This is a genomic window from Curtobacterium sp. L1-20 (assembly GCF_048755855.1).
In the GTDB taxonomy this organism is placed as follows: Bacteria; Actinomycetota; Actinomycetes; order Actinomycetales; family Microbacteriaceae; genus Curtobacterium.
This window is the reverse complement of record NZ_CP151473.1, coordinates 1,068,086-1,084,486: the sequence shown is the minus strand read 5'-3', so window position 1 is coordinate 1,084,486 and position 16,401 is coordinate 1,068,086. Positions and strand designations below refer to the sequence as shown.

Genomic DNA, 16,401 nt, shown 5'->3' with positions numbered 1-16,401 from the left:
CGCTGCCCTCAGCGCACCCGGTCGGTGCGCCCGGACCCGGAGCCACCGCGGGCGATCTCGAGCAGGACCGGGAGCCGGTCGCCGAGCAGCGCGTCGAGGTCGGCGACGATGCCCTCCACCCCGGACGTGATCGCACGCGGCGACGCGCCACGACGTGGGTGGACGCGGATCCGGAGGGCACTCCGCCCGCGGACGCGGTGGACGTCGACCGCCAGCGAGCCGACCTCGGGCATCGCCCCCACGGCGGTGGACAGCGCGTGCTGGACCGCCGCGGCGTCGATCCGGACCGAACCCGCGACGCCGTCCGACGAACCGTCGTCGTCGACCACGGTGCCGGTCCGGCCCCCGCCGAGCGCCGACAGCACCACGAGCGCGAGGACGGCGAGGACCACACCCCCGCCGAGGACCCAGGTCCATGCCGTCACCGACGCCTCCCGCGACGCCCCGCTGCCGAGGTCGGCGAGGGACCGCGCTGCGTCGTGCCACGCCGACGCAGCCGCGGGCACCGTCTGCACGAGGATCGTCGCCACGCCGGCGACGAACAGGGCCAGGCCGACGACCACCAGCGCCGTCCTGCCGAGTCCGCGGTTGGTCGCGTTCACCCGTCCACCCGTCCCGTCGGCTGCACGCGCACCCGCGCGGTCAGCGCCGGCTCCGCGTCGATCGCGGCCAGTTCGGCGCGCACGGCGTCGGTGGCGGCGACGGCGGGCACGTCGACCCCGGCGGCGGGACGGAGGACGACGTCGACGGTCCGACGGCCGACGGTGCCCACGGCGGCGTCGGGGCCGAGGCGCGTCGCGGACCGGGCCGCACGAGCGGCGGCGGACGCGATCACCTCGTCGTCGACGACCACGGCGAGACGCTCCGAGGACGTCGTGTGCCGGGCTCGCCGCTGCGTGAGGAGCCCGCGGACGAGGAACACCAGCCCGAGGAACGCGACGATCGCTGCGACGCCGACCGTGACGGTGGTGTCGAGCCCGCGGGGAGCGCTGGCCGCCCGGTCCACGACGTCACGCGGGTCGATGCCGACGATCTGCTGGTCGAGCAGCACGAGGGCCGCGGCGGTGACGGCAGCCGCAGCGCCGAGGAGCAGCACGAGCATCGCGAGCACGACGGTGCCGGACCGCGAGGCGGTCGTCTCGCGACGGACGATGCGACGGTGGACGCGGTCGTGGACGTCGAACGGCGTCGGGCGCGGCACGGTCCCGTGGTCGAGGGTCACCGGACCCTCCGCGGGGTCTCCACGACCGACGACGAGAACGTCACGGTCACCCGTTCCACCTGTCGGCCGGTGATGTGCCGGAGCCGCTCGGCGATCGCGGCGCGGGCGCGGTGCGCCGTCCGGACGACGGGTTCGTCGGGGCCCGCGTGGCTCCCCAGCACCGGCACGACGAGCGGGGCCGTGACCTCGACCGCCAGCGCACCGTGCCCGTCGTCCGCGACCCGGACACGTGCCTCCCGGAACGGCACCCGGAGCGCCTCCGAGGCGACCGCCCGCGCGGTGTGCACGAGGGCCGCCGAGCCGATGCGGTCGTACCCGGGCACGTGCCGGGTGGTCCCGGCGCCACCGGCGCCACCGGCGCCCGCGGGAGCCGCACCGCCCGCAGCAGGGGTCCCGCCCGGCGTGCTGACGGCTGCGGTCACCGCGAGCTCCGACGGCCGCGCAGGACGTCGAGGAGACGACGGGAGTCGATGTCGCCGGAGACGATCCGGCCGACCAGGGCGCCGACCAGCATGGCCACGGCGACGACCACGAACGCCCAGAACCCGAGCGTCACGGCCACGATCCCGAGGACCGCGCCGACGGCCGTGCCGACGACGGTGGCGCTCACCGGACGCGACCCTCGGCCTCGGGTTCGACACCGTCGAGCGCCGGGATGTTGACGTCGTTGATCGCGACGTTGACCTCGGTGACCTCGAGGCCGACCAGTTCGGTGACCGCGTCCGTGACGGCGGACCGGACGGCGCTCGCGACCGCCATCATCGGCGTCGGGTAGTCGACGACGATGGTCAGGTCGACCGCGACCTGCGTCTCGCCGACCTCGACCCGGACGCCCTGGGCCAGTGCACTCGAACCGATGGCGTCGCGGATGGCACCGAAGGCCCGGGCCGCGTTGCCGCCGAGTGCGTAGACGCCCGGCACGTCGCGCGCGGCGATGCCGGCGACCTTCGCGACGACCGCGTCGTCGATGATCGTCCTGCCGTTGGTGGTCACCTGCGTCGTCACGGTGTCCGTCGTCGCGGACCCGTCGACGCGGTTCGTCGTCGATGCCATGAGTGCCTCCGGTTGCGGTCGGTCCTGGTCGTCCAGGGAACACCATCGTGCCGTGCCGTGACCGGGAGCGCGTCCCGGCACGCGGGCTCGGGGCGGCCGGGTCCGCACTCCGCACCCAGGCTCGGGGCGGCCGGTTCTGCACTCCGCACCCGGTCGTGGCCGGTAGGTTCGGACCCATGCGCGTGGCGACCTGGAACGTGAACTCCGTCCGCACCCGAGTGGGTCGGATCGTCGACTGGCTGGTGCGCGAGGACGTCGACGTCCTCGGCATGCAGGAGATCAAGTGCAAGCCGGAGCAGTTCCCGGTCGAGGCCTTCGAGGCCGCCGGGTACACCGTCGAGGCGTACGGCACGAACCAGTGGAACGGCGTCGCGTTCGCCAGCCGCCTGCCGATGGAGGACGTCACCCGTGACTTCCCCGGTCAGCCCGGCTTCCTGAAGGGCCACGAGGGACCCGACGTCCCGACCGAGGCCCGTGCCATCGGTGTCACCGTCGACGGCGTCCGGTTGTGGAGCCTCTACGTGCCGAACGGCCGCGAGGTCGGCGACCCGCACTGGACGTACAAGCTCGACTGGCTCGCGCAGCTCGCGGACCGCACCGCGGAGTGGATCGCTGCAGACCCCGAGCAGCCCCTCGCGCTGATGGGCGACTGGAACGTCGCCCCGCTCGACCAGGACGTCTGGGACATGCGCGTCTTCGAGGGCGCCACCCACGTCAGCGAGCCGGAGCGTGCGGCCTTCCACGCCTTCGAGCAGCGGGGGCTGCAGGACGTCGTCCGTCCGATCGTGCCCGACGGGTACACGTACTGGGACTACAAGTCGCTGCGCTTCCCCCGGAACGAAGGGATGCGCATCGACTTCGTGATGGGGTCGCAGGCGTTCTCGGACGTCGTCACGGACGCCCGCATCCACCGCGACGAGCGGAAGGGCGACGCGCCGAGCGACCACGTCCCGGTGTCGGTCGACCTGGACCTCGAGACGTCGCTCGACGACGACCGCCCGATGATCTTCTGACGTCGGGCCGCCGTCGAGGCGGCTGCGACCGCTACGGGTGCAGCAGGGCGGCGACCGCGACGAGGACCGGCACCGAACCGATCGTCGAGACCAGCACCACGTCGCGCGCGATCGGCACGGCGGCCCCGTACCGCTGGGCGTAGTTGAAGACGTTCTGCGCCGCGGGCAACGCCCCGAGCGTCGTGAGGACGAAGACGTCCTGGTCGCCGAGCCCGAACACGAACCGGGCGAACACGAACGCCACCGCCGGCATCACGACGAGCTTGATCGCCGAGGCCACGACGACGTCGGTGCGGATGGCCGGGTCGCGGAGCGGGGTCGCGCCGTGCAGGCTCATGCCGAAGGACAGCAGCACGACGGGCACGGCGGCGGCGCCGACCAGCGCGAAGGGCTCGAGCACCGGGGTCGGCAGCGCCACGCCCGTCGCCGAGAACGCCAGCCCGACGAGCGACGCGATGATGATCGGGTTGCGGAACGGCCCGGACACCCGACGGCCCCAGCTGCCGCCCTCCGAGGTGGCGGTGTCGAGCACGGTCAGCGCGATCGGTGCGAGCACGATGAGCTGCAACAGGATCACGGGGACGACGGCCGTGGCCTGGCCGAGCACGTAGACGGCGACCGGCAGGCCGATGTTGTTCGCGTTGACGTAGCTCGACGCCAGCGCACCGATCGTCGTCGTCGCCAGCGGGCGGCGCAGCACGAACCGGAACACCACCGCCGCCCCGAGCGCCACGGCGACCGCGCTCACCAGCGACACCCAGAGCATCGGCGACAGCAGCGAACCGATGTCCGCGCTCGCGATGGTGTGGAAGAGCAGGGCGGGCATGAGGACGAAGAACGCGAGCCGGCTCATCACGAACTGTGCGTGCGGCCCGAGCAGTCCGGTGCGCCCGACGACGTACCCGGCGGCGATGATCGCGCCGATGATCGCGAACCCGGTCAACACGCCACCCATCGCTCCCATCCTCGCACCCCGCGCGGTCGTCCCGTGGTCGGAATGCGTACGCATCGATTACCGTTGACCGCACCATGACCTCGACGAACTCCGCGACGCTCACGCGTTCGACCGACTCCAGCCAGCCGCTCGTCCCCCTGCTCGAGGAGCGCTGGAGCCCGCGCTCCTACGACGAGACCGCAACGATCTCGGACGCGCAGTTCGACGCCGTCCTCGAGGCCGCTCGCTGGGCCGCGTCGGCAATGAACCACCAGCCCCGTCGGTTCATCGCCGGTCGCCGAGGCACGGAGACGTTCCGGAAGATCAACGAGAACCTGCTCGGCTTCAACGCCACGTGGGCCTTCCGCGCCAGCGCCCTCGTCGTCGGCGTGCTCGAGACCGTGACCGAGGACGGCGACGAGCGCCCCTTCGCGCAGTACGACCTCGGCCAGTCGCTCGCGGCGCTGACCGTCCAGGCGCACGCCGAGGGCCTCCACGTCCACCAGATGGCGGGCATCGACGCCGCCGGCCTCCGCGCCGCGTTCGACCTGCCGGAGCGCTTCCTGCCCTTCACCGTGACCGCGATCGGCACCGTGGCGGACCCGGCGCAGCTCGACGAGAAGGCCGCCGCGCGCGAGGTCGCCCCGCGCACCCGGATCCCGCTCGACGAGGTCGTCCTCGTCAAGGAGTAGTCGCCCTCGGACCACCACGCGGCCGCGCCCTCCCCGGAGGACGCGGCCGTCGTCGTCCGAGGGCCCGTGGGGCCGTGGACCCGTGGGCCCACGGGCACCGTGCTGGCCGGTGAGTCCGTGCGGACGCCCCCGGTGCCCGACCTGACAGAATCGGGGCATGACCACGCCCCGACTCGTCGCCTTCGACCTGGACGACACCCTCGCCCCCTCGAAGTCCGCACTCGACCCCCGCATGCTCGAGACCTTCGCGTCCCTGCTCGAGGTCGTACCGGTCGCGGTCATCTCCGGCGGCAACTTCCAGCAGTTCGAACAGCAGCTCGTCACACCGCTCCGCCGGCGCGCGGGCCTCGTCCTCGACGACCTGCACCTCATGCCCACCTGCGGCACCGCCTACTACCGCTGGGCCGGCGACGACTGGGCGCTCCAGTACGCGGAGGACCTCACCGACGACCAGAAGGCCCGGGCCCTCGCCGCGGTCGAGGCGCAGGCGAAGGACGCCGGCTACTGGGAGTCGGAGACCTGGGGCGCCATCCTCGAGGACCGTGGGTCCCAGGTCACGTTCTCGGCGCTCGGCCAGGCCGCTCCGGTCGACGTGAAGAAGCAGTGGGACCCGACGGGGGCGAAGAAGGACGACCTCCGTCGGCGCGTGCAGGCGGAACTCCCCGACCTCGAGGTCCGCTCCGGCGGCTCGACCAGCGTCGACATCACCCGCAAGGGCATCGACAAGGCGTACGGCATGCAGCGGCTCGCGGAGCTCACCGGCATCGCGCTCGACGACATGCTGTTCGTCGGCGACCGGCTCGACCCCGAGGGCAACGACTACCCCGTGAAGGCACTCGGTGTCCCCTGCCACGCGGTGGAGGGCTGGGAGGACACCGACGCCTTCCTGACCGAGCTCATCCCGACGCTGCGCTGACGTCGCCGCCGGCCCCCACGGTCAGGGGATGCTGCGGACGGCCTCGACGAACGCCCGGATCTTCGCCGCGTCCTTGACGCCGCGCTCCGTCTCCACGCCGCTCGAGACGTCCACCCCGTCCGGGTCGAGCGCCTCGACCGCGGCGACGACGTTGGCCGGGGTGAGCCCACCGGCGAGGATCCAGGCCTCGTCGATCCCGCCCGCGATCGAGGCGGGGTCGATGAGCCGACCGCTCCCCGGCACGGCCGCGTCGAGCAGCAGCAGGTCGTGGTCGAACGACGCGCGCACCTCCGCGGTCTCGCGGAGGTAGTCCTCGGCGGCGACGGCACGGATCGTGAAGAAGCCGGCGTCGCGTGCGCGGGCGAAGTCGGTCGCCGACTCGCCGCCGTGGAGCTGCAGGGTGGTCAGCCCGACCTCGGACGCGATGCCCACGATCTCGTCGATCCGCTGGTCGCGGAACACACCGACGGCGTCGATGCCGTCCGGCACCCGCTCCACGAGCTCCTTCGCGAGGTCCGCGGTGACGGTGCGGGGGCTGCCGGCCGCGAAGACGAACCCGACCGCGTCGGCGCCCGCGTCGATGGCGGCGTCGACGGTCTCGGGCGTCGACAGGCCGCAGATCTTGATCCAGCGCTGGTCGGTCATGCCGTCCATCCTGCCAGGGCCCAGTGGGTCAGTGCAGCGTGCCCGCCATGTACGCGGCACCACACGCCACCAGGACGCCGAACGTCGCGAACGAGCCGACCAGGACGTTCCGCCGCCGCCAGCGGCGCACGACCTCGAAGGTCCCGCGCTTCGCGTGCCGGTGGGCAGCGCGGTGCATGCGGTGGTCGCGCTTGTGCTTGGTCCGCTGCGGTCCGAGCGGCACGGGTCCGGTGACCTGCGTCGACCCGCCCCGCAGGGCACTGGCGATCGCGACCGCCGTCGGGCGCCGTTCGGGGTCCCTCGCCGTCATCTTCGCGAGCAGGTCCCGCCACTCGGGGGCGATGCCCTCCGGGATCTCCGGGTCGTGCCGCAGCCGCGCGAGCGCCGCCTCGATGATGGTGCCGGAGTACTCCTGCTTGCCCGTCAGCGCCTCGAGCAGCACGAGGCCGAGCGAGTACACGTCCGTCGCGAAGCTGATCGGCTCACCGGCGACCTGCTCGGGACTGAGGTACGCCGCCGTGCCGATGATCGTGCCGTCGTTGGTCAGACGGGAGCCGTCGACGAAGTGCGCGACGCCGAAGTCGGTCAGCTTGACGGTGCGGGCGAAGCCGGAGGACCCCTCGTCGCTGATGAGGATGTTCGCGGGCTTGACGTCCCGGTGCACGATGCCGCGGGAGTGGACGTAGGCCAGGGCGTCCGCCAGCTGCGCACCGAGGTCGGCCACCTCGTAGTTGTGCAGCGCACCACCGGCCAGGCGACGCAGCAACGTGGTGTCCGCGATGAGCTCCATCACGATGTACCGGTGCGGGCCGTCCTCGAAGTCGTGGGTGCCGGCGTCGTAGAGCGGGATGAGCCCGGGGTGCGAGAGCATGCTGAGCAGCCGGATCTCGCGCTCCTGGCGCACCCGGTCGGCCGTGGTCATCGAGTCGGGCGTCGCGAAGAGCTTCACGGCCACGGCGCGGTAGGTGTGCTCGTCGCGGGCCTCGAAGACCGATCCCATGCCGCCGGTACCGATCAGCTTCACGAGCCGGTAGCGGCCCGAGAGGACCGTGTCCGTCCGGACGCTGTCGAGCAGGGTCATGGTGTCGTCGTCTTCGTTCCGGAGCCCGGTGATCCGTGGCAGTTGCCAGCAAGGTGACTCACGGAGTACGGTACGCGTCCCTCCGCGATCCCGCTCGCACGTTATGACATCGTGATCGGCCGACTTCCCTGTGTTCGTGCGGATGCGGCGGGTACCGTCCGACTCCCACGGAAGCGAAGGTTCGCGCAAGGAGGACAGGATGGCGTTGTCGAAGGGCGACGAGGTGCACTGGAACACCTCGCAGGGGAAGACGACGGGGAAGCTCGTCGAGAAGAAGACGAAGGACTTCACGTTCGACGGTCAGCACTTCAAGCCGACGGACGACGACCCGTACTGGATCATCGAGTCCGAGAAGTCCGGCAAGCAGGCCGCCCACAAGGAGTCGGCGCTGACGAAGGCGTGACCGCGTGCGGGGACGTCAGTCCTCGGCGGCTCCGGCCCGGCGGCGCCCCCGCGCCGCCGGGTCGGACGTCCCGGCCCGCTCCGCCCGCGCGCGGCGGATCCGTCGCACCACGAAGGTCACGACGACCACGGCGATCGCCACGTACAGCACGCGGTCGATCCACTCGGTGTACTGCTCGACCTTGTCGTACTGGTTGCCGAACGCCGCGCCGAGCAGCACCAGCGCGCTGTTCCAGATGCCGCTCGCGACGATGGTGAAGACCGAGAACGACACGAGGTTCATCCGGTCGGCCCCCGCGGGCAGCGAGATGAGGCTGCGGACGATCGGGACGAACCGCCCGAAGAAGACGGCGCTGCGGCCGTGCCGGTGGAACCAGTCCGCCGCCTTGCGGAAGTCGTCCTCGTCGACGAGCGGCAGCCGGCCGAGCCAGCGCGTCGTCCGCTCGAAGCCGATGACCGCGCCGAGCCAGTAGAGCACCAGCGCGCCGAGGTAGGACCCGAGGGTCGCGAGCACCAGGACGAGCACGAGGTCCATCCGCCCGGCTCCGGCGAGGAACCCGGCGAGCGGCAGGATCACCTCGGACGGGATCGGCGGGAACACCGTCTCGACGAAGAGCATGAGCGCGACACCCCACTCCCCCAGGGCGTCGATGAGCTGGAGCACGAGCCCCGAGAGGCCGCCCGTCCCGGAGTCCCCGGCGGCTGTCACGGTCGTGGCCGGTGTGGCCAGGGCAGTCGTCATGCACCCAGCATCCCTGAACGCCCTGACAGAATCCGGCGTACCGCCCGGACACCACCCGTCCTGGTCAGCCGAGCCCCATGTGCGAGGTCCGCACGTGCGTCAGCGACCGCGCGAGCGCGCCACGGGCCACGGCGTCGCGGCCGACCGTCGACGGGACGACCTCCACCGGGTGCCGCACCTGCGGCGTGACGATCGCGGCGAGCGCCTCGGCGAACACCGCTGCGGCCGGCAGCACCTCGCCACCGACCACGACGACCTCCGGGTCGATGGTGGTCACGAGCTGGACGACGCCTGGTGCGACGTCCTCGGCGAAGGCCCGCACGACCGCGACCGCGTCGGGGTCGCCCTGCCCGGCCGCCACCATGACGGACTCGAGGTCGGAGCCGGAGGCGATCCGTGCCTCCAGTCGGGTCGGCGCGCTCGGCCAACCGGTCGACACCAGGCCGCCCATCTCACCGGCTGCTCCGCGCGCGCCCCGCGCGAGCTGCCCGTCGACCAGGTAGGCCGCGCCGATCTGGCGACCCATCACGAGGTAGAGCCCGTCCTGCACGCCGCGGAAGCGGCCCCACATCGCCTCCGCGGTGGCGGCGAGCTTCGCGTCGTTGTCGAAGAAGGTCGCCGCCTGCGGGAACAGGTCGCCGATGCGTCCCGGGACGCGCCGCTCGACCCACTGCGGGACCGCGACCGTGTAGTCGATCTCGCCCGAGCGGTCGACGACCGCCGGCACGCCGAAGGTGCCGGTGAGGAGCTTCGACGGGTCGCAGTCCTCGACGAGTCGCCGGACGACGTCCTGCACGCTCTCCCACGCCTGTTCGGCGGACGCAAGGTCCGTGTAGACCTCCTCGACCCGGGCGAGCTGGCGGCCGCGGAGGTCGGACCGGAGCCCGACGATGCTGTGCAGCCCGAGGTCCACCCCGAGCACGGAGCCCGCCCCGGCGTCCGCCCGGAAGCGCTTGGCCCGGCGCCCGGCCTTGTTCGGGGTGGCGATCGCCTCGGCCTCGGTGACCCAGCCCTCGTCGACGAGGTCCGCCAGGGCCGCCTCGACGGTCGGACGCGAGAGGCCGACGGTGCGGCTCAGCTCGGTGACGGTGTGCGACGCGTCGTCACGGAAGAGCTCGTCGAGGATCGCCCGCGAGTTGATCAGGCGGAGCATCCCCGGGGTGCTGCCGACGGTGCCGCTCGGATTCGTTGACACGGTCTCGTCCACGGCCATAGCCTCCACATTACGCAAGATCATTGAGGAATGGTGGACCGCCCCATGCTCGTCCCACGGCCGCGCCGCACCGCACCGGGTGTCGGTGCCTTCGCGCTCACCCCGTCGACACGCATCGCCGCAGACCCTGCGAGCGACTCCGTCCGACTGTACCTGCAGCAGACCCTGCGCGGCTCGACCGGACTGCCGGTCCGCGACGCCGACGACGACGCCGTGACGGGGGCGGTGCCCGACGTGGTCGCACTCCGCGTGGCCGGCGCCACCGACGCACCCCTCGCCGACGGGCCGGACGGGGACCGGTCCGAGGCGTTCCGCCTCACCGTCACCGCCGAGCGCATCGACGTCGTGGGCGGGAGCGCCGCCGGGGTCTTCTACGGCGTGCAGGCGCTGCTGCAGTCGCTGCCCGCCGACGTGTACCGACGCGGTCGCGTCGGCAGCGGCCCCTGGACGGTCGCGGCCGTGACCGTCGAGGACGCCCCGGCCTTCGCCTGGCGGGGCGTCATGCTCGACGTCGCCCGGCACTTCCGCACCAAGCACGAGGTCATGCGCGTCGTCGACCAGCTCGCCGCGCACCGCCTCAACCGGCTGCACTTCCACCTCACCGAGGACCAGGGGTGGCGCATCGAGATCCGCAAGTACCCGCGCCTCACCGAGATCGGCTCGTGGCGAGCGGAGTCCCAGGTCGGCGCCCACGTCCCCGGCCCGGACGGCGGCCTCGTCGTCGCCGGCAAGGACGGCCGCCCGCACGGCGGGTACTACACGCAGGACGACATCCGCGAGATCGTCGCCTACGCCGCCGACCGGTTCGTCACCGTCGTCCCCGAGATCGAGACGCCCGGACACGTCCGCGCCGCCCTCGCCGCCTACCCGTCGCTCGGCGTCTCCGGCGAACCGATCGACGTGTGGACCGAGTGGGGCATCGCCGAGGACGTCCTCAACGCCGAGGAGTCCACGATCACGTTCTTCCAGGACGTCCTCGACGAGGTGATCGCGCTCTTCCCCTCCGAGTACATCGGCGTCGGGGGCGACGAGTGCCCGAAGGTGCAGTGGGAGCAGGACCCCCGCACGCAGGAACGCATCCGCGAGCTCGGTCTCGAGGACGAGGAACAGCTGCAGGCCTGGATCATCGGTCGGCTCGCCGCGCACGTCGAGTCCCACGGGCGCCGGGCGTTCGGATGGGACGAGATCCTCGAGGGCGGCACGCTCTCCAAGTCGGCGACCGTGTTGTCCTGGCGCGGCCTGACCGGCGCCCGCACCGCGGCGAAGCGGGGCCACGACGTCATCTCGGCCCCGGACGACCAGGTGTACCTCGACTACCGGCAGAGCGACCTCGCCACCGAGCCGATCCCGGTGTCCATCGTCCTGACCGTCGACGACGTGTTCGCGTTCGACCCGGTGCCGTCCGACCTGACGGACGAGGAGCGGGCGCACGTGATCGGCGGCCAGGGCAACATGTGGACGGAGCACGTCGACACCGCGCGCAAGCTCGACTACCAGCTCTTCCCCCGTGTCGCGGCCCTCGCCGAGGCGCTGTGGTCGGCGGACACCACCGGCCCGCGCGACCTCGCCGAGTTCCGGGGTCGGCTCGCGGAGCACGTGGCCCGGCTCGAGGCGATGGGCATCGAGTACCGGCACGAGGCGGGGCCGCTGCCGTGGGAGCAGCGTCCCGGGGTGCCGGGTCGCCCGCACTCCCGCGAGGACCGCGCCGCCTACATCGACGCGATCACCGCGAACATCGCCGAGTAGGGCGGGCGGCGGGGGCGCGTCCTGCCCGCTCGGCGCTCGCGCGGCGGACCGGCGGGCCGGCGGGCCGGCGCCGGCGGGCGTGCACCCCCTCCTCGCCGTCAGGAAGCAGGCGTCGGCGAGGGTGACGCCGTCGGCACGTCCGACGGCGTCGGGGTGAGCGACGCGGACGCCGTCGGCTCCGGGGTCACGGGTGCCGCGGGTGCGGTCGGCGGCGCCGACGGTGTGGGTGACGCGGAGGGAGCAGGCGACGCCGACGACGACGGGGCCGGACTCGACGTGGGCGTCGGCGCCGGGGTCGTCGTCGGGGCCGACGTCGGGCTCGGCGAGGGTGCGGGCGCGGGCGTCGGCGTCGGCGTCGGCTTGGGCCGCGCGACCGACGTGGTCCGCCACCGCTTCGCCTTCGCGTCCCACCGCAGCTGCCCCCGCGCCGGCTTCGTGCCGGTGTTGAGCACGACGTCGCCGTCCCGCGGGGTCAGCAGCGTGGCGTCGACGCCGATGAACGGCGAGACGGCCGACACCTTCTGCTTGGCGGTCCGGGACACCAGCGGCGCCGGGCGCGAGGACGTCCCGTCCACCACGACGCGGACCGGCGAGGCCGCGGCCGAGTTCAGCCGGAGTGCGGCGCCGGAGCCGGCGGGCTGGACGAGCCCCTGCACCGTGATCGTCGCCGGCGAGCGCAGGAGCGCCAGTGCGCGGCCGTTCCGGAACGACGAGACCGAGATCGCGGTCCCGGTCGCGCTGTCCGCGTCCGCGGCCCAGACGGACCCGGTGCTCCGGGTGAGCCGGGCGAAGGTCGCCGACGTGATCCGGTAGCCGCCGGCGGCCAGGGCGAACACGTTGCCCCCGCGTGCGGCCGAGCTGTCGTCGGTGACGGTGAGGGAGCGGATGGTCGCCGACGCCCTGACGAGCTTCACGGAGTCGAACTGGGGCGCGAGCACCGGGCAGGACACGCCGCTCACCGCAACGGTGGGGACGGACCCGACGGCGAGGGCGACGCCGCTCGCCGCCCCGCTCCCGGTGGACCGGTTGGTGACGCGGCGGACGGTCACGGACGAGGCGCTGGTGGCCGCGACGCGGACGATGCCGTCCACCGCGGGCCGGGCTCCGGCCGGCAGGGCGACGTCCTCGACGACGAGCGCGCCGAGCGTCCGGACGGCGACGTTCACGACCGTGCCGCTCGTGCCGGTCGCGGTGACGCCGGACACGGTCCCCTCGAACCACGTCGGGCCGGCGTAGTCCACGATCTGCACCGGCGAGCGTCCGGTCACCGTCCCGGCGAGACCGGTCGCGGTGAACCGGCGGATGCGTCGCTGCACGCCGTTCGTGCCGATGCCCGACGTGACCTTGAGCAGGCACAGGCAGTTCTTGCCTTGCACGTCCTCGACGACGACGTCGGTGATGTCGCCCTCGCAGTCCCCGAGCTGCGAGCCGGCGTGGGTCTGCCCGTCGACGGTGGTGAAGGCCACGAGGTCGTCCCCGGTCCGCTCGCCGGTGATGCGTCGGACGGCGATCCGCGCCGAAGGCCCCTGGAAGTGCACGCCGTCGGACGCGGTGTCGATGAAGGCGACGTCCTCCACGGTGACGTCGGTCACGTCACCGAAGGACACCGCGTACTGGCCGCCGACCTGCGCGCTGCCGGTGGAGTGCACCGTGAGCCCGGTCAGCGACACCCGCGCCGCGCGACGGAGGAGCAGCCCGTGCGACTCGGTCGTCTGCGAGACGGAGTTCTTGCTGCGGTTCGTCCACGTGCCGCCGGTGATGCTGATGTCGCCGTCGTTGGGCGGGAACACCGAGGTCGCCGCGGCGGCGAGCGTGGTGGTGGCCGCGACATCGAGGGTGACCCGCGTCGAGGACTGCACGGACACGATCCGTCCGTACATGGACCCCGGCGCCGCGGCGTTGCCGGCACGGGGCCCCGCTCCGAGGACCTGCACCCGACGGCCGACCATCGCGGTGCTGAACACCGCGGCCCTCGTCGTCACGACCGGCGATCCGGCACGGACGGCGGCGGTGGTGCGGGCGCTCGGGTTCGCGGCGGCGTTGCGGAGCACGTTGTCCCCGACGGCGCCGGTGATGCTCGCGGCGGAGGCGTCGAGCTGGGTGCCCGACCGGATCACGAGCGGGCCGGAGAGGACGGCCGCACCACGGAGCACGCGGACGCCCCCGACGGCGAGCCACGCGTTGATCGCCGCAGTGCTCGTGCGCGGGTTGACGGTCATGACCGTCGCGTCGACGGCGTCGGCCCGGCCGTCCGACGTCACGACCGCGGTGAGCGCCGCGACGGCCCCGGCGGTGCTCAGCCCGAGCATCCGACGTCGCGATGGGCGCAGGGCTTCGAGGAGGTTCGGGTGCCCCGGCATCGTGTCGTTCCGTTCGTCGCCACTCGGGCGTGCTGTGCCGTGGCGAGACGGCGGTCCTGCGGGTGTGTTCCGCCGACGCTACCGGGGGTCCGGGTGCTGAGGGAGCCTCCAGTTCGTGGGGTACCGCGGGAGCGTGAGCCGCCCCGGAACGGACGGGAGGCGCGGTGCCAGCTGGCACCGCGCCTCCCGGATCCGGATGGTCGCGTCGACTAAACGGCAACCGCGACCCGGTCGTCCGCCGGTTCGGTGACGGCCGCGTCCGCGGCCGGGGTCCGACGCACCCACTTCTTCAGCGCGACGAGGACCAGGGCGGACACCACGGTGCCGGACAGGATCGCCACGACGAACATGGCGACGTCGCCGATGGCGAAGAAGACGAAGATCCCACCGTGCGGTGCGCGCGAGGTGACGCCGGCCGCCATCGAGATCGCACCCGTGACCGCGGCACCGACCATCGACGCCGGGATGACCCGCAGCGGATCGGCGGCCGCGAACGGGATCGCACCCTCGGAGATGAACGAGGCACCGAGCAGCCACGCGGCCTTGCCGTTCTCGCGCTCCGGCTTCGTGAAGCCCTTGCGGTACAGGACGGTCGACGCGAGGGCGAGGGCGAGCGGCGGCACCATGCCGGCGGCCATCACCGCGGCCATGATCTCGAACGGCACGACGTTGGTCGCGGTCCCGGCGCCGAGCCCGGCGACGGCGAACGCGTAGGCGACCTTGTTGACCGGGCCGCCGAGGTCGAACGCCATCATCAGGCCGAGGATGATGCCGAGCAGGATCGCGGAGGCGCCGGACAGCGAGTTGAGGAACTCGGTCAGCTGCGTCATCAGCCAGGCGATCGGGCCGCCGAGCACGAGGAGCATGAGGCCGGAGGCGATGATCGACGCGAACAGCGGGATGATCACGACCGGCATGAGGCCGCGCAGCCAGCGCCAGGTCGGGATGCGACCGATCCAGTAGGCCGCGGCACCCGCGATCAGGCCACCGATGAGGCCGCCGAGGAACCCGGCGTTCATGAAGACCGCGATCGAACCGGCGACGAAGCCCGGCGCGATGCCGGGACGGTCGGCCATCGCGTAGGCGATGTACCCGGCGAGCGCCGCGACCAGGAAGCCGAGCGAGACCCCGCCGATCTGGAAGGCGGCGGCACCGAGGTAGTAGCCGAGGCCCTCGGGCGGCAGGTTCAGCAACGTGTAGTTGGTCAGGGTGAACACGGCGTTGTTCTGCCCGGAGTCACCGTGCTGCAGCGCGATGCCGTACCCGGCGAGCAGGAAGCCGAGCGCGATGAGCAGGCCGCCGCCCGCGACGAACGGGATCATGTAGCTGACGCCGGTGAGCAGCCAGCGCTTGAGCGCCTGACCGAAGTGCTCGTCCTTGGCCGTGCTCGTGCCGGCCTCGGCCGCGGAACCGGACACGCGCGCGGCGTTCGGGTCGTCCGCGGCACGGAGCGCCTCGGCGATCATCGCGTCGGGCTCGTCCACGCCGCGCTTCACGGGGCCGGAGACGAGGGGCTTGCCGGCGAACCGGCTCCGGTCGCGGACGTCGACGTCCACCGCGAAGACCACGGCGTCGGCGCGGGCGATGAGCGTGGGGTCGAGGGGTTCGACCTGCGAGGAGCCCTGCGTCTCGACGTGCATCTCGGCACCGGCCCGCTGGGCGGCGGCGACGAGCGCGTCGGCCGCCATGTAGGTGTGCGCGATGCCGGTCGGGCAGGCGGTGACGCCGACGATGACCTTGCGGGTACCGGTGGTGGAGCCGGCCGCGTCGCCGTCCGCGGCGTGCGCGGCGGCGGCGGGTCGCGCCTCCTGGGCGGTCGCGGTCGGACGGGAGGCGCTGCTCGCGTTCCCGACGCCGGCGCCGGCGACCTCGCCGCTCACCTCGCGGTCGACCAGGTCCACGATCTCCTGCGGGCTGGCGGCGGCGCGCAGCGCGGCGGTGAAGTCCTCGCGGATGAGGGCCCGGGCGAGGGTGGACAGGACGGTGAGGTGGTCCTTGTCCGCCCCCTCGGGCACCGCGATCATGAAGACGATGTCGGCGTCGCCGTCCGGGGCGCCGAACGACACCGTCCGGGCGAGACGCGAGAACGCCAGGGTCGGCTCGGCGACCGAGGCCGATCGCGCGTGCGGGATCGCGATGCCGCCGGGGACGCCGGTGCCGACGCTCGCCTCGCGGGCGATCGCGTCCTCGGCGAGCACGGCACCGTCCGCCGCGCGACCGGTGGCCGCGACGCGGTCGGCGAGCACGCGGATGACGTCGCTCGAGGTGGCGCCGAGGTCCTCGTCGAGACCGACGAGCTGGACGCTGATGAGGCGTGGACTCGTGTTGACGGACATGGTTGCTCCTTTGCAATCGTGCTGCGGACGCACGTGGTGCTGGTGG

At 73.0% G+C, this 16,401-nt stretch carries 17 protein-coding genes; 5 read left to right on the top strand and 12 right to left on the bottom strand.

Going from position 1 to position 16,401, the window contains the following annotated elements; all coding sequences use genetic code 11:
• Nucleotides 1–8 precede the first annotated feature (8 nt).
• From AAEP86_RS06670 to AAEP86_RS06650, 5 genes are read right to left on the bottom strand one after another with little or no spacing between them, the layout of a single operon-like run.
• On the bottom strand, nt 9–602 hold the full coding sequence (locus AAEP86_RS06670; protein WP_420369756.1) for a hypothetical protein: 594 nt from the start codon (nt 600–602) through the stop codon (nt 9–11).
• The gene (locus tag AAEP86_RS06665) at nt 599–1,222 is read right to left on the bottom strand and encodes a hypothetical protein (protein WP_420369755.1); all 624 of its coding nucleotides are present in this window, start codon (nt 1,220–1,222) and stop codon (nt 599–601) included. Before AAEP86_RS06665 ends, AAEP86_RS06670 begins: the two co-directional genes overlap by 4 nt.
• On the bottom strand, nt 1,219–1,644 hold the full coding sequence (locus tag AAEP86_RS06660; RefSeq protein WP_420369754.1) for a hypothetical protein: 426 nt from the start codon (nt 1,642–1,644) through the stop codon (nt 1,219–1,221). The genes AAEP86_RS06665 and AAEP86_RS06660 overlap by 4 nt, the downstream gene beginning before the upstream one ends.
• A complete protein-coding gene (locus tag AAEP86_RS06655; RefSeq protein ID WP_420369753.1) occupies nt 1,641–1,832 on the bottom strand; it encodes a DUF2273 domain-containing protein in 192 nt (63 codons plus the stop codon). The genes AAEP86_RS06660 and AAEP86_RS06655 overlap by 4 nt, the downstream gene beginning before the upstream one ends.
• Complete coding sequence (locus tag AAEP86_RS06650) at nt 1,829–2,275, bottom strand: Asp23/Gls24 family envelope stress response protein (protein ID WP_420369752.1); 447 nt, start codon at nt 2,273–2,275, stop codon at nt 1,829–1,831. The genes AAEP86_RS06655 and AAEP86_RS06650 overlap by 4 nt, the downstream gene beginning before the upstream one ends.
• Nucleotides 2,276–2,451: 176 nt before the next feature.
• Between AAEP86_RS06650 and AAEP86_RS06645 the strand changes: the two genes are divergently transcribed.
• Nucleotides 2,452–3,288: an exodeoxyribonuclease III gene (locus tag AAEP86_RS06645; RefSeq protein ID WP_420369751.1), complete on the top strand. Its 837-nt coding sequence runs from the start codon at nt 2,452–2,454 to the stop codon at nt 3,286–3,288.
• A gap of 31 nt (nt 3,289–3,319) precedes the next feature.
• On the opposite strand, the gene AAEP86_RS06640 is transcribed toward AAEP86_RS06645, so the two are convergent.
• A complete protein-coding gene (locus tag AAEP86_RS06640; protein WP_420369750.1) occupies nt 3,320–4,243 on the bottom strand; it encodes an AEC family transporter in 924 nt (307 codons plus the stop codon).
• 74 nt (nt 4,244–4,317) lie between these two features.
• On the opposite strand from AAEP86_RS06640, the gene AAEP86_RS06635 reads away from it, so the two are divergent.
• A complete protein-coding gene (locus AAEP86_RS06635) occupies nt 4,318–4,914 on the top strand; it encodes a nitroreductase family protein (RefSeq protein WP_420369749.1) in 597 nt (198 codons plus the stop codon).
• 157 nt (nt 4,915–5,071) lie between these two features.
• The gene (locus AAEP86_RS06630; protein WP_420369748.1) at nt 5,072–5,830 is read left to right on the top strand and encodes an HAD-IIB family hydrolase; all 759 of its coding nucleotides are present in this window, start codon (nt 5,072–5,074) and stop codon (nt 5,828–5,830) included.
• 21 nt (nt 5,831–5,851) lie between these two features.
• Here the strand turns inward: AAEP86_RS06630 and AAEP86_RS06625 are convergent, their stop codons facing one another.
• Both AAEP86_RS06625 and AAEP86_RS06620 read right to left on the bottom strand, forming a co-directional pair.
• Nucleotides 5,852–6,475 carry a phosphoribosylanthranilate isomerase gene (locus AAEP86_RS06625; RefSeq protein ID WP_420369747.1) on the bottom strand — a complete coding sequence of 208 codons (624 nt, stop codon included), beginning with the start codon at nt 6,473–6,475 and terminating at the stop codon, nt 5,852–5,854.
• A gap of 28 nt (nt 6,476–6,503) precedes the next feature.
• Nucleotides 6,504–7,556 (bottom strand): serine/threonine-protein kinase, encoded by a 1,053-nt coding sequence (locus tag AAEP86_RS06620; RefSeq protein ID WP_420369746.1) that lies wholly within the window; start codon nt 7,554–7,556, stop codon nt 6,504–6,506.
• A gap of 199 nt (nt 7,557–7,755) precedes the next feature.
• Here AAEP86_RS06620 and AAEP86_RS06615 point away from each other — a divergent pair, with 199 nt between their 5' ends.
• Nucleotides 7,756–7,959, top strand: coding sequence for a DUF2945 domain-containing protein (locus tag AAEP86_RS06615; RefSeq protein ID WP_420369745.1), 204 nt, complete (start codon nt 7,756–7,758; stop codon nt 7,957–7,959).
• A 15-nt stretch (nt 7,960–7,974) separates the two neighbouring features.
• On the opposite strand, the gene AAEP86_RS06610 is transcribed toward AAEP86_RS06615, so the two are convergent.
• On the bottom strand, nt 7,975–8,700 hold the full coding sequence (locus AAEP86_RS06610) for a DedA family protein (RefSeq protein ID WP_420369744.1): 726 nt from the start codon (nt 8,698–8,700) through the stop codon (nt 7,975–7,977).
• A gap of 64 nt (nt 8,701–8,764) precedes the next feature.
• Nucleotides 8,765–9,907, bottom strand: a complete 1,143-nt coding sequence (locus AAEP86_RS06605) for an ROK family transcriptional regulator (protein WP_420369743.1) — start codon at nt 9,905–9,907, stop codon at nt 8,765–8,767.
• Nucleotides 9,908–9,943: 36 nt separating this feature from the next.
• On the opposite strand from AAEP86_RS06605, the gene AAEP86_RS06600 reads away from it, so the two are divergent.
• The gene (locus tag AAEP86_RS06600; RefSeq protein WP_420369742.1) at nt 9,944–11,659 is read left to right on the top strand and encodes a beta-N-acetylhexosaminidase; all 1,716 of its coding nucleotides are present in this window, start codon (nt 9,944–9,946) and stop codon (nt 11,657–11,659) included.
• A 98-nt stretch (nt 11,660–11,757) separates the two neighbouring features.
• On the opposite strand, the gene AAEP86_RS06595 is transcribed toward AAEP86_RS06600, so the two are convergent.
• Nucleotides 11,758–14,019 (bottom strand): hypothetical protein, encoded by a 2,262-nt coding sequence (locus AAEP86_RS06595; RefSeq protein ID WP_420369741.1) that lies wholly within the window; start codon nt 14,017–14,019, stop codon nt 11,758–11,760.
• 209 nt (nt 14,020–14,228) lie between these two features.
• The gene (locus AAEP86_RS06590) at nt 14,229–16,355 is read right to left on the bottom strand and encodes a PTS fructose transporter subunit IIABC (protein WP_420369740.1); all 2,127 of its coding nucleotides are present in this window, start codon (nt 16,353–16,355) and stop codon (nt 14,229–14,231) included.
• Between the last annotated feature and the right edge of the window lie 46 nt (nt 16,356–16,401).

Excerpts from the sequence above, each read along its gene's own strand:
- AAEP86_RS06650 (WP_420369752.1), bottom strand. The coding sequence starts at position 2,275 with ATGGCATCGACGACGAACCGCGTCGACGGGTCCGCGACGACGGACACC.
- AAEP86_RS06645 (WP_420369751.1), top strand. The coding sequence starts at position 2,452 with ATGCGCGTGGCGACCTGGAACGTGAACTCCGTCCGCACCCGAGTGGGT.
- AAEP86_RS06640 (WP_420369750.1), bottom strand. The coding sequence starts at position 4,243 with ATGGGTGGCGTGTTGACCGGGTTCGCGATCATCGGCGCGATCATCGCC.
- AAEP86_RS06635 (WP_420369749.1), top strand. The coding sequence starts at position 4,318 with ATGACCTCGACGAACTCCGCGACGCTCACGCGTTCGACCGACTCCAGC.
- AAEP86_RS06630 (WP_420369748.1), top strand. The coding sequence starts at position 5,072 with ATGACCACGCCCCGACTCGTCGCCTTCGACCTGGACGACACCCTCGCC.
- AAEP86_RS06625 (WP_420369747.1), bottom strand. The coding sequence starts at position 6,475 with ATGACCGACCAGCGCTGGATCAAGATCTGCGGCCTGTCGACGCCCGAG.
- AAEP86_RS06620 (WP_420369746.1), bottom strand. The coding sequence starts at position 7,556 with ATGACCCTGCTCGACAGCGTCCGGACGGACACGGTCCTCTCGGGCCGC.
- AAEP86_RS06615 (WP_420369745.1), top strand. The coding sequence starts at position 7,756 with ATGGCGTTGTCGAAGGGCGACGAGGTGCACTGGAACACCTCGCAGGGG.
- AAEP86_RS06610 (WP_420369744.1), bottom strand. The coding sequence starts at position 8,700 with ATGACGACTGCCCTGGCCACACCGGCCACGACCGTGACAGCCGCCGGG.
- AAEP86_RS06600 (WP_420369742.1), top strand. The coding sequence starts at position 9,944 with ATGGTGGACCGCCCCATGCTCGTCCCACGGCCGCGCCGCACCGCACCG.
- AAEP86_RS06595 (WP_420369741.1), bottom strand. The coding sequence starts at position 14,019 with ATGCCGGGGCACCCGAACCTCCTCGAAGCCCTGCGCCCATCGCGACGT.
- AAEP86_RS06590 (WP_420369740.1), bottom strand. The coding sequence starts at position 16,355 with ATGTCCGTCAACACGAGTCCACGCCTCATCAGCGTCCAGCTCGTCGGT.